The following is a 17710-nucleotide window of genomic DNA, read 5'->3' on the forward strand; positions in this document are numbered from 1 at the left end:
AAACGCAAACGAAAGCTAAACAGAACTTAGTTTTCATTACTTTGCATTAACCATAGAAATCCACAGGCTGCACTGTTGCTACAGCACCCTCATGCGAATCTCTTTCTACTTGCGGAAACGGCGTTAATGTAACTTCCGTCTGCTTTTTCCGCAAGCGATGACCATTTCCCGCGGCCCGTGAGAACTCACGAAAGCATGTTCGCCTCCATGGTGTCCTTACGCCCTCGCAACTGCGCCAGAAGCATTGTCTGCACATCGAAGCCGCCTTCCTGCGCCTTACGGGTCAGATTACGCAGATATCCGCCGAGCGAGCTTATCTGGTCCGCTTTCTGCAAAAGGCATGCGAGAATGGCTGCCGTTCCCTGTCGGCCGAATGTGAGGAGGGCATCCTGATACGCTGACTGGCTGATGTTGAACATTGTTTTGATGACGGATGTCGCCACTTCAAGATCGCGCCATCCGGTAACCGCTCCGCCTGGGGCATAGAGCGAGATATCCGGGCAAGCCTTCAAAACCAAAACAATATCAGGAACAAAAAATTGCTTATGAAAAACAGGCTTTGCTGACTGCGGCGAAGCTTTTGCACTGACGGGCGCCACATATGCCGGCTGGGTGCTTGCTGTGCTGGCAGGTGCAACGGTTGCCGGTTCGCACAAATCTTGCCGTTCAGATATGGATTCGGATTCTGAATTCTTTATGAGGCGCTCATTTTGGCAGTCATTGCCGCCCGTTTTTTCCGATTTTTCAATATTTTCCAGATAGTTGGTCACTTCCGCGCGCAAAGAGGCCAAAAATCCGGCGATTTCCCGAAGCTCCGCAGGCTTGGAATTGCGGCCGAGAGAGCGGGCAATGGCATTGTAGCGGGTCTGAAACCCTTCGAAGGTTTCGACTTCTCCGCTTGCGGCAATCATCTCGCAGAGTTTCTGGATATCGCGGCGGCAAAGGCTGATATTTTCACGAAGCCGCTGAAGATCGAGCCGCTCGCTGACGATGCGTTCGGCCAGTTCCTCGATTTCCGCTTTGCGGGCAAGAAGCGGCGCCAGCGAAAAACCGTAAGCCTCGCTGATTTCCCCTCCCCTATGCTTGCGCGCGTATCGTTTTCCGTTCGGGCTGTCCTTGCGAATGATAAGACCGGCCTCGACAAGAGCCGAAAGATGCCGGCGCAATGTCTGCTCGGCCATGCCATGGGCCCTGAGTGACAATTGCGTATTCGACGGGAAGACGACCAATCCGGCTTCGCTGGAAAGCTCGTTCTTCGGATAAAAACTCAAAAGCGCGTTCAGAACCGCGAGCGAGCGATCAGTCACGCCGAGCAATGGCCTGGCTTCGCAGACCGAACGATAGAGTTTCCATTTATCGACCGCTTCGATTTTCTTGTTTTTCTGCGCGGCAAACTGGGTTGCGAGGACGCCAAACGACATCGCTCGCCGCCCAAAGGGCGTCGTTACACATGTGCTGTCCATGTCTTTCACCTTTCACAAGGCAAAAGAAAATCGCTCACCGAAAAATTCGATGCCAAGACTCTTGACTATGATTCGCGGAAATGAGATTCTTCGGGTGCTTAAATCAAAGAAAGGCTTCCGCGCGGCAACGTTCGGGGGCTTTTTTCTTTTGTGATGCGTCTCCTGTTAGTCGTTCGAGTTAAAAATCACTGCTTGGACCGGTATTCGGCATACAGCGTCTGAAGATGTTCGAGAACGAACTCGGCAAATTCCGGGGCTTCGTTCTTGTCGATGGAGATATCCAGCTTGCGGTCGCTCTCGACCACCTTTGCCAGCCGGCCGCCGGTTTGCGATGACCAGACGCCGGTTTTTTTCGCCTGCGCCTTGGGCTTCAGAAAATCCAGAAGCGACTTGAAACGTTCTTCCGATGGCAGGGCGGCAATCGATGCGTCCTTGACATAGGCGCGGGCTGCTTCCTTGACCTGCGAGGAGGAAAGCTGATCGGCAAGATCCATCCAGTTACGACGGCCGACAGTCGGGGCCGGGCCAATCAGATCGACCAGATCCTCGGGAATGCGGCCGACAACCGAAAGCATGTTGGAGAGATCGCCCTTGTGCAGCGACATGGCGGCCATGATCGTATCCCGAGGAAACCGCATTTGCAGTTTCTGGGCAAAACGCGCCTTTTCAATATAGGTGAGGTCGCGGCGCTCGTTATTTTCCTGTCCCTGGGCGACCACCAGCTGCTCGTCGCTGAGATCACGAACGACCGCCTTGACCGGAATACTGAGGCTGGAGACGGCGCGCAGGCGACGATGGCCGAAGGCGACCTGATAACGGCCGGGGAATTCGGGATGCGGGCGCACCAGAATGGGAACCTGCTGGCCCTGTTCACGAATGGCCTCGACCAGACCCGCATCCGCCTCTTCCGAGGCTGGCATGCGATCCGGTATGAAAGAGGGATCGATATCGGCAGGGTTGAGCGAAACGATCGTAAGACCTTCGGCGAGCTGCTTTTCGATCTCTTCTGCGCGCTTGGCGCGTTCCGATACTTCATTGAGCGACTGGCCGATCATGCCGACCGGGGAATTCAGAACATCCGTCACGAGTTGAGGAGAACCGAGGATCGGCCGGATACGCGGACGCGACCGCTCGGTGGCAGCCTCGTTGCTGTCGGCGCCCGGCGTACCGAGATTGGCGAAAATCTGTTTTCTGCTCATGCTGCCCTACCCCACGCTTTTTTAATCAGTCCTTCGATTTCAGCGTTTACGTTGTTCATGGCTTCCAGTGCGCGGTCATAGGTGGACCGGGTGAACTGGGTTCTTTCCACTTCGAAAAGTGTCTGGTTGGTCAGTCCGGCATCCGAGACGGCCGTGCTCTTTAGCATCGGGTGGATGAGGACGTTTTCGCCGAAAATCGAGCGCAGAAACGCGACCATCTGGTTTTGCGGCCCATCGCTCGGTTCAAAACGGGTGATCAGGTAACGCATCCAGTTGTAGTCGGAACGCGCGCCCGCCCTGCCGATTTCAGCGAGAAGATCGCCGGTCATGGCAAGGAACTGGTTCATCGACATCACATCGAGCATTTGCGGATGAACGGTGACGAGAACCGATGTGGCAGCCGTCAGCGCCGAAAGTGTCAGATAACCGAGCTGTGGCGGGCAATCGATGACCACAACGTCATAGAAGTTCTGCGCCTGGGCTATTGCCTGGCCGATGCGGGCAAAAAACAAGGTATCTCCCGGTGCGCGACGCATCAGCGCGCGGGGCGTGTCGTGTTCGAATTCCATAAGTTCCAGATTGCCCGGAACGATATGGAGATTGGGAATATAGGTACCACGAACGATCTCCGCGATCGGTCGGCGTTCATCGTCGTAGCGGATCGCGCCGTAAAGCGTTTCATTCGGACCGACATCGATCTCCGGTTGATGACCGAAGAGAGCGGACAGACTGGCCTGCGGATCGAGATCGATGGCAAGCACCCGGTAACCGCGCAACGCCAGATATTGCGCCAGATGCGCCGATGTCGTGGTTTTTCCCGAGCCACCCTTGAAGTTCATGACCGCAATGACCTGCAACTCTTCGCCGTCACGGCGGTGCGGCAGATAACGGCGTGTGCCACGCGCGCCCTGATCGAGGAATTTTCTGATCTCGTCCATATCCTCGACGGAATAGGAACGACGACCGGAAGCCTGCGCCGCATCGAGCTCCGGACGCTCAGCGGCGATCTGGCGAAGATAGGCTTCGCCGATGCCGATCAACCGTGCGGTTTCCGCCGGTGAAAAATGGCGCATGCTCTTTTCGGTGTGCGGTGAAAATGTATTTGCATTATGAGCCTGCAATTGGGCTGACAACGCAGCCGAATGCTGTTGTATAAGACTCGTCAGGTCGGGTGCTCCTGCGGCACGTCTTAAATCGGCACTCTGTGTCATCGGTCTTCTTTCGCTCGAAATTGCAGTAGCGGTTTTTTTCGAAAAAGGCGGTTTTTTCCGCAACTGAGATATAAGCGCCGATTCTCTTTTTGGCGCAATAGGCTTTTTTCTCAGGTTGGAAAGTGCCGCTAAAGCATTGTGGAAGAATCACATTTGCTTTTTGTGACCGTTTGACGGTTAGCCGCGGCTAACTTCTCGTTGTTGATCACAAAGAAGGGCATTGTCGCGTCGTTTGGTGCCCGAATATCCGCCCCCTTGCGGAAGTTTGCCGCGGCTAACTTTTGGGTTTGATCTTCTATGCCTCCGATAATCCCGGCGCCAGAAAGTGAAGGGTGGACATTCGCATCTGTTTAATCTCTACTCGTTGACTAGAGTATCGTTGGGTTCGGCACCCGTCGTCTGGCTGTTCAAGCTGTCGCAGGTTGGAGGAATGAATGTCCTATGATGTCGCTCTCGTCGGGTCGGGTTTTTCGGCAATCTGTACCGCTGCCCATCTTCTATCATCACTGCCCGCGGAAGCCTCTATCGCTATCGTCGGTGATGAGTCGGATTTCGGGCGCGGCACCGCCTATCGCACGGAACTGCCCTATCATCGTCTGAATGTGCCGGCCGGGCGAATGAGTGTCTTCCCTGACAGGCCTGATGACTTTGTCGACTGGTTGGCGGAAAACGGGATCGCGGACAATCCCCTTCTGTTCGCCTCGCGCGGTGATTACGGTCTTTATCTTCGCGACAGGTTGGCCGGCCTGCTCAGAAGCAGGGAGCAACGGGCCCGGGTGGACTTCGTTCGGGCCAAGGCTTCTGCCTGTCGGCCGGATGGTGCAGGCGGGTTTTCTTTTGCGCTGGAAAATGGTGAGCAGCTGCGCGCGCAGAATGTCGTTCTGTGTCTGGGTGTCGGCGCTGCGAGTTTGCCGGTGCAAACTGTCGCAAGGGAAGAAGAGGGGCCGCAACGTATCATTGGCCACTGCTGGCAGCCGGGATGGTTGTCCAAAATCAAAGCCGGGGATCGCATCTGTATTCTGGGGTCGGGCCTGACGATGATCGATCAGGTTTTGACTCTGAGGGGAAAGGGACATCAAGGGCCAATCCATGTCCTGTCCCGTCGTGGTCTGGTGCCTCATCCGCATGTCAGTCCACCGTCACCGCCCGTGGAGCCCAATTTACCCGAAGGCTCGACGGAGATTAGCTGGTTGCTGCACTCTCTGCGCAAGCAGGTGCGCGATGGGACGCCATGGCGCACCGTCATGGATGGCTTGCGGCCGCAAACTCAATTGCTTTGGCAGCGTCTTACACCTGCGCAACGCAGCCGGTTCCTTCGGCATGCCTTGCCCTGGTGGAACATCCATCGGCACCGTATCGCGCCGGAAGTGTCTGGCGCTTTCGGGAGGTTGCTTTCAGATGGTGTTCTTGAAATTCATGCGGGTTACCTTCGCTCCATAAAAGAAGTGGAGGAGGGGATCGCCGTGCGTTACCGCCGCAGGCATACGCAGATATTGAAGGAACTGCAGGTCGATTGGGTCGTCAATTGCACGGGAATGGAGCGGGCCGGCATCGGCCATTCGCGGCTTCTTGAAACGATGCGTGGGGACGGTGTTATTTTGCTCGATCCCTTCGGGCTCGGTGTAGAAGTCGATCGCCAGTCTCGTTTGCTGCGGACTGACGGACGAAGCTGGCCCGGTCTTTTCGCCGCCGGTGCGTTGACGGCGGGCCGCTTCTGGGAAATTACCGCCGTTCCGGATATTCGTGTGCAGGCGCAGAAGATCGCGCAAGAGATCACGGACAGAGTGACAGCGAGCGATCGGCTTTCCGCACGGGGATGAGCTGGTGAAGGGCCGGCCGCAGTCAGACGTGCCTAGTACCTGTCCTAAGAGGTTAGCCGCGGCAAACTTGTTCTCTGAATAATGTGCTGGAAATTCCATGGATGCCCAATTGGCGAGTGGAACGCAGCGCGAATGCCGATGGGAACCGCAAGATAAGCGCGCTGTTCTTACTTGAATCATGGCATATATCGACCATAAGCCGTATATTTCCCTGTAATCAACAGCAGAAAGCGTGGCGGCGGAGTTCGCTCGTAATGTGCCCGATTGCTAAATAATTTACATCTCTTATGGAAATGTGCCATGAAATCAGCTACAAATCGCGAAAATTTCTGAAATTATGAAAATAATTTGCGAGGACTTATGCAAAAGCCGAAACTGATACGATATGAGGCGGCGGACAATCAGGCTGGTGGACAGCGGCGACCATTTGCCAAGGCCGTCCGGGCCGGCGATTTCGTTTATGTTTCCGGGCAGGTGCCGACCGTCGATGGCGAGGTCGTGACCGGCGGAATCGTGGCGCAGACCGAGCAGGTGGTTGCGAATATCAAGGATGTTCTGGCGCTTGCCGATTGTACGCTTGCGGATGTGGTCAAGGTCAATGTCTGGCTGGACGATGCCCGGGATTTTTCGAGCTTTAACGCTGTCTTCCAGAAATATTTCATCGATCATCCGCCCGCACGCTCCACCGTGCAATCTCCGTTGATGGTCGATGCCAAGGTGGAAATGGACGTTATCGCCTATAAGCCGCTGACCTGAAGCCCAATTTGCCGATGTTTGAGAGTAGATGATGACCTATCCCTGGCCTGATGCGGGCACACCCCTCAATGCGATTTCGACGCCGATGCCTGTCATCGACGAGGACAGGCTCGCAGCCAATATCCTCAAGGCGCAATCTTATCTGGATGATCACGGCAAGGCCTTTCGGCCGCATATCAAGACGCACAAGATACCCGCCGTCGCAAAGCAGCAGCTTCAGGCCGGCGCCATCGGCATTAATTGCCAGAAAGTCAGTGAGGCGGAGGTTTTTGCGGATGCCGGTTTTGATGACATTCTGATTACCTATAATATTCTCGGTGCAGCAAAGCTGTCGCGGCTGAAGGCGCTGAATGCGCGCATCGGCCGGTTGAGCGTGGTTGCCGATAGCGCGGTCACGATTGCCGGCCTTGCCGATACATTCGATGCGACAAGGCCGCTTGCCGTACTGGTCGAATGCGACACGGGCGGCAAGCGCTGCGGTGTGCAGACGCCGGAAGCGGCACTGGCGCTTGCGGAAAAGATCGCTGCAGCACCGGGCCTCACATTCAAAGGCATTTTGACCTATCCGGCACCGGGAGGCGCCGCGACGGTGGAAAACTTCCTTCGCGAGACCCTGGCATTGCTGGCGGCAAAGGATATGGATTGCCCGGTGCGATCCAGCGGCGGTTCTCCGGATTTTTACGCCGCCCATCTCGTTCCTTCCGCCACCGAACATCGGGCCGGCACCTATGTCTATAATGATCGCGCCATGCTGCGCGCCGGACATTGCACGGCGGGCGATCTCGCCATGCATGTTCTTGCCACCGTCGTATCGCGACCGACAGCCGATCGGGCTGTGCTGGATTGCGGCTCCAAGGCCCTGACCTCGGATCTTCTGGGTTTCAGCGATTACGGGCTGCTCGAAGGCTATGACGGTGCGAAAATCATCTCGCTTTCGGAAGAACATGCGGTCGTCGATCTATCCGGCTGCGCCTCGGGCCGGCCTGAAATCGGCGATGTGGTCAAGGTCGTTCCGAACCACACCTGCGTTGTCAGCAATCTTTTCGACAGGATGGTTTTCCATCGAAACGGTGTCGTGACACGGGTTGAGCAGGTCGCGGCGCGCGGTACAGTCTGGTAAAATTACCCGGCTAATTAAATCCTGAAATAAAGCTGCCGAAGGGCAGATTGCGGTAACGAGAATCTAGAGACATGCGCATCTTCACGGCGTCACTCGCCACCGAAACCAACACGTTTTCACCTGTCCCGACGGATATGGACGCCTTTCGCGCGGCTTTTTATGCTGGGCCGGGGGAACATCCCGAAACGCCGACGCTCTGCTCGTCGCCAGTGCCGATCTTGCGCCGTCGTGGTAAGGCGGAAGGGTTCACGGTAATAGAGGGAACTTCCTGCTGGGCGGAACCGGCGGGCCTCATCCAGCGCCAGACCTATGAAACGCTGCGGGATACGATTCTCGCAGAACTCAGCGCCGCAATGCCGATCGATGCGGTGGTGCTCGGTCTGCACGGCGCCATGGTGGCACAGGGTTATGATGATCCGGAAGGGGATTTCCTGTCGCGCGTCCGCGCATTGGTCGGACCGGATGTGCTGGTTGCGGCGGAATTCGATCCGCACAGCCATCTGACGCCGCTTCGGGTCAAAAATCTCGATATAATGGCGACGTTTCTGGAGTTTCCACATACGGATTTCGAAGAGCGCGGCGAGCATGTAGTGGAAATGGCGCTGCGCACGCTTCGGGGGGAGATCAAGCCGGTCATCTCCACTTTCGATTGCCGCATGATCACCATTTATCCCACCAGCCGCGAGCCGATGCGCTCTTACGTCGACCGACTGAAGGCGATGGAAGGCAGGGATGGCATCCTGTCGATCTCCGTCATTCACGGTTTTATGGCGGGCGATGTGCCGGATATGGGAACGCGCATCGTTGTCGTGACCGATAATGACAGGGCAAAGGGCGATGCGCTGGCCGAAAAGCTCGGCCATGAGCTTTATGCCATGCGAAAACTGACCGCCATGCCGATGCTGGATACGGAATCGGGTCTCGACCAGGTTCTTGCCATTCGCAGCAACAATCCGGACAGGCCGGTCGTCGTATCGGATATCTGGGACAATCCGGGCGGCGGCGTCGCCGGTGACGCGACCCATATTCTGCGGCGCATGGTGGAGCGCGGCATGGACAATATTGCCGTCGCGACGATCTGGGACCCGATTGCGGTGTCTTTCTGTCACGCGGCGGGCGAGGGGGCCGAGATCGATCTGCGCATAGGCGGCAAATCCAGCCCTCAAGGCGGCGAGCCGCTTGATTTCCGCATAAAGGTGATGCGCAAGGCCGAGGCCGGTTGGCAGAGTTTCCGCAACAGCCGCGTCACGCTCGGCCGTGCCGCCGTCGTTCGGCCGCTCGGTACGCAGATCGATATCATCCTCATCACCAGCCGCACGCAAACTTATGAGCCGGATATCTTTTCCAACCTCGGCGTCGATTTCGCGAAAAAAGACGTGCTGCTGGTCAAGTCGACCAACCATTTCCATGCGGGGTTTGCGCCGGTCGCCTCCGAGATCGTTTATATCGCGGCCCCGACGTCTTATCCGACAGATCCGGCGAAAACGCCCTATCGCAAGGCGAGCCTTGAGCTTTGGCCACGGGTGGCCGATCCGCTGGGCCTGGACTGAGGCGGAAGCGGTTTGAGCATTATCCGGACGGAACTTGTGAAGCCTTTTCCGGAAGGCTTCAGAGACGCTCGAGGGTGATCAGGAAAAACGCGCTTTCGCTTCGATCTCCTTCGACGGTGAACGGTAAACCGCCTTCGATCAGCAGACCATCCAGCTTTCCCAATCGGTTCTCGCCTTCACCGGTTAAAACCGCCAGCGGGTCGAGCGCCAGAACAAGCGTCGTGTTTCCGGCGGCTTTTCCCGAAAACGGGCCGGAATGCCTTTTAACGACATGACGAAAGCGCGAGCGGCGGGTCATGACGTTCAGATCGGTGATCGCGCCATCGGGCAGGGTCGCATTCACGGGAACATCGGCGGGAAAGGGCAGGGGTGGGCTTTCCATTGTCAGCAGCAGCGGATCGCCCGCCGCAATTGCCAGCGCCATGCCGTTTCCCTCAAGAATGGAGAGGGTGCGGTCTATGCCGGGGAAGATCGAAAACGGCCCGTCGCTCGCCACCGTCGCCATGCTGATGCGCCAGTCGAAATTCTCGACGGAAGACGTCGGTGGAAAGATGGCGATTTCCACCGTCTCGCCGCCGCCGTTTTTCCAGGGCATTCGCTTGTAATCGCTTGCGCGCAGCAGGGTCATGGTTTTCCACTTTTGAGAGGGATCGGCCGGAAAAGGTGTTTCTCTTTCCGGCCGAAAGAGGATCAATTGCCGAGAATGCCGGGCAGGCGCAGGCCCTGTTCCTTGGCGCATTCCACGGCGATGTCGTAACCGGCATCGGCATGGCGCATGACGCCGGTTGCCGGGTCATTCCACAGCACGCGCTCCAGCCGGCGAGCGGCATCGTCGGTGCCATCGGCGCAGATGACCATGCCGGAATGCTGCGAGAAGCCCATGCCGACGCCGCCGCCGTGGTGCAACGACACCCAGGTCGCGCCGGATGCGGTGTTGAGCAGCGCGTTCAGGAGCGGCCAGTCGGAAACGGCGTCCGAGCCATCCTTCATGGCCTCGGTCTCGCGGTTGGGCGAGGCGACGGAGCCGGAATCCAGATGGTCGCGTCCGATGACGATCGGCGCCTTCAGCTCACCGTTCTTGACCATTTCGTTGAAGGCGAGGCCGAGACGGTGGCGGTCGCCAAGGCCGACCCAGCAAATGCGCGCCGGCAGGCCCTGAAACGCGATGCGCTCGCGCGCCATGTCCAGCCAGTTGTGCAGGTGCTTGTTGTCTGGCAGCAGTTCCTTCACCTTGGCGTCGGTCTTGTAGATGTCTTCCGGATCGCCGGAAAGGGCCGCCCAGCGGAACGGGCCGATACCGCGGCAAAACAGCGGGCGGATATAGGCCGGCACGAAGCCCGGAAAGGCGAAGGCGTTTTCGAGGCCCTCATCCTTGGCGACCTGGCGGATATTGTTGCCGTAATCGAGCGTCGGAACGCCGGCGTTCCAGAAATCGACCATAGCCTGCACATGCACCTTCATCGAGGCGCGGGCGGCAGCCGCAACCGCTTTCGGGTCGCTTTCCTGCTTGGCGCGCCATTCGGCAACGGTCCATCCGGCCGGAAGGTACCCATGGACGGGATCGTGCGCCGAGGTCTGGTCGGTAACGATATCGGGACGAACGCCGCGACGGACGAGTTCCGGGAAGATTTCCGCAGCATTGCCGATCAGGCCGACGGATTTCGCCTCGCCCGCCTTGGTCCATTGGTCGATCAGGGCCAGCGCCTCATCGAGCGTATGCGCCTTCGCATCGACATAACGGGTGCGCAGGCGGAAATCGACGCGGGTTTCATCGCATTCGACGGCGAGGCAGCAGGCGCCGGCCATGACGGCGGCGAGCGGCTGCGCGCCACCCATGCCGCCGAGACCGCCAGTCAGGATCCACTTGCCCTTCAGGTTGCCTTCATAATGCTGGCGGCCGGCCTCGACGAAGGTTTCATAGGTACCCTGCACGATGCCCTGCGTACCGATGTAGATCCACGAACCGGCCGTCATCTGGCCGTACATGGCAAGGCCCTTCTTATCCAGCTCGTTGAAGTGATCCCAGTTCGCCCAGTGTGGCACGAGGTTGGAGTTGGCGATCAGGACGCGCGGCGCATCCTTATGGGTGCGGAACACGCCGACCGGCTTGCCGGACTGCACGATGAGGGTTTCATCCTCGTTCAGGTCCTTCAGCGTCGCGACGATGCGGTCGAAATCGTCCCAGGTGCGGGCGGCGCGGCCGATGCCGCCATAAACCACCAGCTCATGCGGACGCTCGGCCACGTCAGGGTCGAGATTGTTCATCAGCATGCGCAGCGGCGCTTCCGTCATCCAGCTTTTGGCATTGAGGTCAGTGCCCTGCGGCGAGCGGACATCGCGAATATTGTGGCGTGGATTGTTCATGTGCTTTCCCCTTATCGTTTCGTGTCGAGCGCAAATCTTTCCATGCGCGTGAGAATGGTTTTGAGATGGGAGCGAAGCCGTTCAGCCTTGCCCGTGTCATAGGCAAAAGGCGGCGTCTCGCTTTGAAGATGGGTGGATTGCGCCAGCTCCATCTGAATGGCGTGCACGCCGCTCTGCGGTTTTCCGTAATGGCGCGTCGTCCAGCCGCCCTTGAAACGACCGTTCAGAACGCTGTCGTACCCGTCCGCTGCGGCGGTCACCTCAACGGCGATCTTCTCGATGGTCGGATCGCAGGTCTTGCCCATATCCGTGCCGATGTTGAAATCCGGCAGCTTGCCTTCGAACAGGAAGGGAATATGCGAACGGATCGAATGGCAATCATAGAGAATCGCGATGCCGTGGATGGATTTGACCCGCTCGATTTCCGCCGCAAGGGCCGCGTGATAGGGCGCGTGGAAGTTTTCCAGACGATAGGCGATATCGTCCGCTGCGGGTTCCTGTCCTTCATTCCAGATCGGCTCGCCGTCGAAATCGGTCTCCGGAACAAGCCCGGTTGTGTTCTGGCCCGGATAAAGGCTTACCCCGGCCGGATCGCGGTTGGCGTCGATCACATAACGATGGAAGGTCGCCCTTACGGTTGTCGCGCTCTCGAGAAGGCCGGCATAGAGCTCATGGATATGCCAGTCCGTATCGGCGAGAATCTTGCCGTTGTCGTTCAGGCGATCCCAAATCTCCGACGGCACATCCGTGCCGGTGTGAGGCAGGCCGAGGATGATGGGCGAGGTGCCTTGGTGGAGAGAGAAAGGCGTGTTCATCGGTCACCTGCCTGCGCACTGGGGTTACCCCCCTCTGCCCTGCCGGGCATCTCCCCCTCAAGGGGGGAGATCGGCAGGCGGATAACACCTTGCCCCATAATACCTAGGAACGAGCGCGTGAGGCATCTGATCTCCCCCCTTGAGGGGGAGATGCCCGGCAGGGCAGAGGGGGGTAACCCCAGCGCGCAGGCAGGTAATCCGAGGACGGGGGGTGAAACGAATGTCATCTCAAACCTCCAGCTTCGGCAGAATGCCGTCCGAAATTGCCGCGACCAGCGCGCCGGAGGCAATCAATTCCGCCGCAGCCTTCAGGTCCGGCGCCATATAGCGGTCTTCCTCCAGCGAAGGCACCGCCGCGCGCAATGCCGCAATCACCTTTTGCAGTTCGGGGCTGGTTTTCAGCGGCCCACGCAGCTCCACGCCCTGCACGGCCGAAAGCGCCTCGATGCCGAGAATGGCGAAAAGATTATCCGTCATCGGCAACAGGCGGCGCGCGCCATGGCAGGCCATGGAGACATGGTCTTCCTGATTGGCGGAGGTCGGTGTGGAATCCACCGAGGCCGGATGCGCCATCTGCTTGTTCTCGCTCATCAGCGCGGCGGAGGTGACTTCGGCGATCATCAGGCCGGAATTCAGCCCGGGCTTCCTGGAAAGAAAGGCCGGCAGACCATAGGAGAGGGCCGGATCGACCAGCAGCGCCACGCGTCGCTGGGCGATTGCGCCGATCTCGCAAATGGCGAGCGCCGTCTGGTCGGCGGCAAAGGCCACCGGTTCGGCGTGGAAATTGCCGCCGGAGACGACGGAATTGTCTGAAAGCACCAGCGGATTGTCGGTCACGGCATTGGCTTCGATTTCCAGCGTGCGGGCCACCTGCCGCAGAAGATCGAGGCAGGCGCCATCCACCTGCGGCTGGCAGCGAATGCAATAGGGATCCTGCACCCGCTCATCGCCCTCGATATGGCTGACGCGGATTTCCGAACCCTCCAGCAGATTACGAAGCGCCGCTCCCGCGTCGATCTGGCCCTTATGACCCCGCAGGCTGTGAATATCGGGATGGAAAGGTGCAGATGAGCCCATGGCGGCATCGGTGGAAAGCGCACCGGTAATAAGTGCCGCCTGTGCTGCGCGATGGGCACGGAAAAGACCGGCAAGCGCCAGCGCCGTCGAAGTCTGCGTGCCGTTGATCAGCGCCAGCCCTTCCTTGGCGGCAAGCACCACCGGGGTCAGTCCGGCTTTCGCAAGCGCTTCGCCCGCTGGCAGAAGCGCGCCCGCATAAAAGGCCTCGCCTTCGCCCATCATCACCGCCGCCATATGGGCAAGCGGCGCAAGATCGCCGGAAGCCCCAACCGAACCCTTTTCGGGAATGACGGGGATGACGCCCTTCTCCAGCATGGCTTCGATCAGCCGCACAAGTTGCAGCCGCACGCCGGATGCGCCGCGACCGAGCGAAACCAGCTTCAGCGCCATGATCAGCCGCACGACATTTTCAGGAAGCGGCGCGCCGACCCCGCAGCAGTGCGACAGGATGAGATTGCGCTGCAACGTCGCCACATCGGCCGCGTCGATCTTGATGGAAGCGAGTTTGCCGAAACCGGTATTGATGCCATAGACCGGCGCATTGCCGGCAGCGATCTCCGCAATGCGGGCCGCCGCCTTTTCAATGCCTGCATCAAAGCTGCGGTCGAGTTTGGCGCTGCCGTTCTCCCAATATATCTCGGCGAGATCGGCTAAGGTGACATTGCCGGGGTGAAGCGTGATGGTCTTCATGGTCATGGGAGAACCTTCTGTCCCTTGAAAATGCGGGCGTGGAGCGGATTGAAACCGATGCGGTAGACAAGTTCTGCCGGACGCTCGATGTCCCAGATGGCGAAATCAGCGGATTTTCCAGCCTCCAGCGTGCCGGTTTCCGTAAGCAGGCCGAGCGCCTTTGCCGCGTTGCGTGTCGTCGCGGTCAAGCACTCTTCCACGGTCATGCGGAAAAGCGTTGCGCCCATATTCATGGTCAGCAGCAGGGAGGTGAGCGGCGATGTGCCGGGGTTGCAGTCCGTTGCCAGCGCAATGTCGGCCCCGGCATCGCGCAGGGCCTGCACCGGCGGCAATTGTTTTTCCCTGAGCGCGTAGAAGGCGCCGGGAAGAAGCACGGCCACGGTTCCCGCTTTCGCCAGCGCCTTCGCGCCGGCCTCATCAAGATATTCCAGATGATCGGCCGAAAGCGCGTTATAGGATGCCGCAAGCTCGGAACCGCCAAGGTTGGAAAGCTGCTCGGCATGCAGTTTGACCGGAAGGCCATATTGTTTTGCAGCCTTGAAAACCCGGTCGATCTCCTCGACGGAAAAGGCGATGCCTTCGCAAAAACCGTCAACCGCATCCGCCAGTCCTTCCGCATGGGCTTTTTCCAGCCCAGGCAGAACGACATCGCCAATATAATCGGCGTTGCGCCCCTTATAGTCTGCAGGTGTCGCATGCGCGGCGAGATAGCTGGTGACGATGCGCACCGGCCGCAATGTCTCGAGCCTGCGGGCGACGCGCAGCATTTTCAGCTCGGTTTCAATGTCGAGACCGTAACCGGATTTGATTTCGACAGTGGAAACGCCTTCGGAAAGAAGCGTCTCGAGGCGCGGGAGAGCCTGCGCCACCAGAGCATCCTCCGAAAGCGCGCGCGTGTCGCGCACCGAAGAAACAATGCCGCCGCCCGCTTTGGCGATCTCTTCATAGGTCGCCCCATTCAGCCGCATCTCGAATTCCATGGCGCGGTTGCCGCCGAAGACGAGATGGGTGTGGCAGTCGATCAGGGCAGGGGTGATCCAGCGGCCGCCGCAATCATTGGTCTCATCGGCCGTTGCCAGATCGGCGGGCAGATCGCTTTCAGGGCCGGCAAAGGCGATGCGGCCGTTACGCACGGCAATGACGGCGTTTTCGACGGTGCCGATCCCTTCCATGGCGGGATTGAAGGTTGCCAGCCGGGCGTTGCGCCACAAAGCCGTGGCGTTCCCCGTCGCCGTTCCGTTTGCAGATTTGTTCCCTGGCATTTGCTTTTCGCCTTTCCTTTGTGAGGTAAATGTATATACATAATAATCGGCTTGGCAAGCTGCAATTTCGTGTTTGAAATGGCCTTGCCGGACAGAAGCAAAGGAGAGGGTGGCATGACGGCAGTTCACGCAGGCGCAGCGCTTCTAGTGGATGGATGGGCGAAGGATGTTCGCATCGTCTGCGACGAAGGTGCTATTTTATCCGTGGAAACCGGTGTTTCGCCGCAGCCGCAGGATGAGCGACATGCCGTCATCGTCCCGGCCATGCCAAATCTTCACAGCCACGCCTTTCAGCGGGTCATGGCCGGGCTTGCCGAAATCCGTGGTCCCGGCGATGACAGTTTCTGGAGCTGGCGCACCGTCATGTATAAATTCGCGCTCTCCATGACGCCTGACCATGTCGAGGCGGTTGCCGCCCAGCTTTATATGGAAATGCTCGAGGCCGGTTTCGGGCGGGTCGGAGAATTTCACTATCTGCATAATGACAGGGATGGCTCGCATTACGGCAATATCGCCGAAATGGCTGAACGTATCGGCGCGGCCGCCTCGCAGACGGGCATCGGCCTCACATTGCTGCCGGTCTTTTATGCCCATTCCGGTTTCGGCGGCCAGGCGCCGATCGACGGACAGAAGCGCTTCATCCATTCGCTCGACAGTTACGGAAAGCTGATGCAGGGCGCGCAGGCCGTGGTGGACAGGCTGCCGGGCGCCACGCTCGGCATAGCGCCGCATAGCCTGCGTGCGGTGACCCGCGACGAGCTGGCAGCCATCGAGCCGCTGGCAAAAGGCGGGCCGATCCATATTCATGTGGCGGAACAGACGAAAGAAGTGGAAGATTCGCTCGCCTTTTCCGGTGCGAGGCCGGTGGAATGGCTGCTTGAAAACGCGCCGGTCGATGGCCGCTGGTGCCTTATCCATGCGACGCACATGACGGAAACCGAAACGCGAGACATGGCAAAAAGCGGTGCTGTTGCCGGTCTCTGCCCGATCACCGAAGCCAATCTCGGCGACGGCATCTTCCCGGCTCCGGCGTTTCTCGCTGAAAACGGCCATTATGGTGTCGGATCCGATTCCAACATTCTGATTTCCGTGCCGGAAGAATTGCGAACGCTCGAATATTCGCAACGCCTCTCGCATCGCGCGCGCAATGTCATCGCCGATGCCGGCCATTCCACGGGAGAAAAACTCTTCCGGCAGGCGCTCGAAGGCGGCGGCAGGGCTCTGGCGTCGCGAAACGGTCTGGAAAGTGGAAAAAGCGCCGATTTCGTCGCTCTTGATGTTTCGGCCGTTTCTTATCTTCCGATATCCCAGATTCTCGATCAGTGGATATTCGCGGGCGGCGTTTCTGTCGATTCCGTTTGGGTGCGCGGCAAAAAGCGCGTGCAGGCCGGCCGGCATATCCATCGCCGCGAAATATCCGATCGTTTCAACAAGGTCATGGCTGAACTTCTCGATAGCTGATATGGGCTCGGCGGAAACAGGAAAAAGCCAGCGGGGAAAGGCATTGCGGACGTGACGAAAGCATCAGCCGGGCAGACCCTGCACCAGCGTATCCTCACTGAGATCGAGGGCCGGATCGTTTCGGGAGAATGGCCGCCGGGCCACCGGTTGCCTTTCGAGGTCGACCTCGCCGATCAATATCACTGTTCGCGCATGACCGTGAACAAGGTCATGGGCCAGCTTGCCAAGGCCGGTTTGATCGAGCGCCGCAAGAAATCCGGCAGTTTCGTTCGCCAGCCGCAGATCCAGTCCGCCGTTCTCCAAATTCACGATATCGGGGCCGAGGTCGAATCCCTTGGCCTCGACTATGGCTTCAAAATCCTGGAGCGCGAAAGGCGTAGCGCGAAAAGCGCGGATCGTGAGCGGCTCGATGTGTCCGTCGGAACGCCCTTGCTCGACATCCTCTGCATCCATTTCGCCGGTGCACGCGAATTCTGTGTCGAACAGCGCCTCATCAATCTGGCGGCCGTGCCGGAAGCGGCTGAAACCGACTTCACCGAAATTGCGCCGGGCCCTTGGCTGCTCGGCCATGTTCCCTGGAGCACTGCCGAACATCGGATCAGCGCCGAAACACCGTCGAAGGAGATCGCACGCCTGCTGGGTATTTCTGACAGGCAGGCGTGTCTTGTCGTGGAGCGCCGTACCTGGAGCAATTCGGGCGCTGTCACCTATGTACGCTTCACCTATCCCGGCAATGCGCATGCGCTGGTCGCCCGCTTCAGCCCGTCTTCCGACTGATATCTACAAGGCCTCGGCCCCTGTTATTGCGATATGGAGACCCTATATAGGTGACGGCCCATCAAGCTTGACGGACACCGACGGGAAAACCGTTAAAAGTCGTTAATTTATATGATAATTTTCAAATTCCCTTTTACAATCAGGC

At 58.7% G+C, this 17710-nt stretch carries 14 protein-coding genes; 6 read left to right on the forward strand and 8 right to left on the reverse strand.

Annotation, left to right across the window (positions count from 1 at the left end; all coding sequences use genetic code 11):
* Positions 1–185 precede the first annotated feature (185 nt).
* From repC to repA, 3 genes are all read right to left on the reverse strand, one after another.
* Entirely contained in the window at positions 186–1463 is a 1278-nt protein-coding gene (gene repC / locus RAC79_RS21570; RefSeq protein ID WP_374997523.1) for a plasmid replication protein RepC, read from the reverse strand.
* Between the two features lie 185 nt (positions 1464–1648).
* Complete coding sequence (gene repB, locus RAC79_RS21575) at positions 1649–2662, reverse strand: plasmid partitioning protein RepB (RefSeq protein WP_220319143.1); 1014 nt, start codon at positions 2660–2662, stop codon at positions 1649–1651.
* The gene (repA, locus tag RAC79_RS21580) at positions 2659–3873 is read right to left on the reverse strand and encodes a plasmid partitioning protein RepA (RefSeq protein WP_026363408.1); all 1215 of its coding nucleotides are present in this window, start codon (positions 3871–3873) and stop codon (positions 2659–2661) included. The genes repB and repA overlap by 4 nt, the downstream gene beginning before the upstream one ends.
* A gap of 434 nt (positions 3874–4307) precedes the next feature.
* Here repA and RAC79_RS21585 point away from each other — a divergent pair, with 434 nt between their 5' ends.
* From RAC79_RS21585 to RAC79_RS21600, 4 genes are all read left to right on the forward strand, one after another.
* On the forward strand, positions 4308–5693 hold the full coding sequence (locus RAC79_RS21585; protein WP_374997524.1) for an FAD/NAD(P)-binding protein: 1386 nt from the start codon (positions 4308–4310) through the stop codon (positions 5691–5693).
* Between the two features lie 360 nt (positions 5694–6053).
* Positions 6054–6449 carry a RidA family protein gene (locus RAC79_RS21590; protein ID WP_065656677.1) on the forward strand — a complete coding sequence of 132 codons (396 nt, stop codon included), beginning with the start codon at positions 6054–6056 and terminating at the stop codon, positions 6447–6449.
* A 31-nt stretch (positions 6450–6480) separates the two neighbouring features.
* On the forward strand, positions 6481–7569 hold the full coding sequence (locus RAC79_RS21595; protein WP_174040136.1) for a D-TA family PLP-dependent enzyme: 1089 nt from the start codon (positions 6481–6483) through the stop codon (positions 7567–7569).
* Positions 7570–7640: 71 nt separating this feature from the next.
* Positions 7641–9119, forward strand: a complete 1479-nt coding sequence (locus tag RAC79_RS21600; RefSeq protein ID WP_174040137.1) for a M81 family metallopeptidase — start codon at positions 7641–7643, stop codon at positions 9117–9119.
* Between the two features lie 58 nt (positions 9120–9177).
* Here the strand turns inward: RAC79_RS21600 and RAC79_RS21605 are convergent, their stop codons facing one another.
* The 5 genes from RAC79_RS21605 to hutI all read right to left on the reverse strand — a co-directional run bounded on the left by RAC79_RS21605 (position 9178) and on the right by hutI (position 15327).
* Positions 9178–9747: a HutD family protein gene (locus RAC79_RS21605; protein WP_142845592.1), complete on the reverse strand. Its 570-nt coding sequence runs from the start codon at positions 9745–9747 to the stop codon at positions 9178–9180.
* A 62-nt stretch (positions 9748–9809) separates the two neighbouring features.
* Positions 9810–11483 (reverse strand): urocanate hydratase, encoded by a 1674-nt coding sequence (hutU, locus tag RAC79_RS21610; protein WP_142845593.1) that lies wholly within the window; start codon positions 11481–11483, stop codon positions 9810–9812.
* Between the two features lie 11 nt (positions 11484–11494).
* A complete protein-coding gene (gene hutG, locus RAC79_RS21615) occupies positions 11495–12298 on the reverse strand; it encodes an N-formylglutamate deformylase (RefSeq protein ID WP_142845594.1) in 804 nt (267 codons plus the stop codon).
* A 228-nt stretch (positions 12299–12526) separates the two neighbouring features.
* Positions 12527–14071, reverse strand: coding sequence for a histidine ammonia-lyase (gene hutH, locus RAC79_RS21620; RefSeq protein ID WP_142845596.1), 1545 nt, complete (start codon positions 14069–14071; stop codon positions 12527–12529).
* Positions 14068–15327 (reverse strand): imidazolonepropionase, encoded by a 1260-nt coding sequence (gene hutI / locus RAC79_RS21625; RefSeq protein WP_142845597.1) that lies wholly within the window; start codon positions 15325–15327, stop codon positions 14068–14070. The genes hutH and hutI overlap by 4 nt, the downstream gene beginning before the upstream one ends.
* 114 nt (positions 15328–15441) lie before the next feature.
* On the opposite strand from hutI, the gene RAC79_RS21630 reads away from it, so the two are divergent.
* A complete protein-coding gene (locus RAC79_RS21630) occupies positions 15442–16788 on the forward strand; it encodes a formimidoylglutamate deiminase (RefSeq protein ID WP_142845598.1) in 1347 nt (448 codons plus the stop codon).
* 51 nt (positions 16789–16839) lie between these two features.
* Positions 16840–17565, forward strand: a complete 726-nt coding sequence (gene hutC / locus RAC79_RS21635; protein WP_142845599.1) for a histidine utilization repressor — start codon at positions 16840–16842, stop codon at positions 17563–17565.
* The last annotated feature ends 145 nt before the right edge of the window (positions 17566–17710 follow it).

It is taken from the genome of Agrobacterium sp. LR_9, assembly GCF_041954855.1.
GTDB lineage: Bacteria > Pseudomonadota > Alphaproteobacteria > Rhizobiales > Rhizobiaceae > Agrobacterium > Agrobacterium leguminum.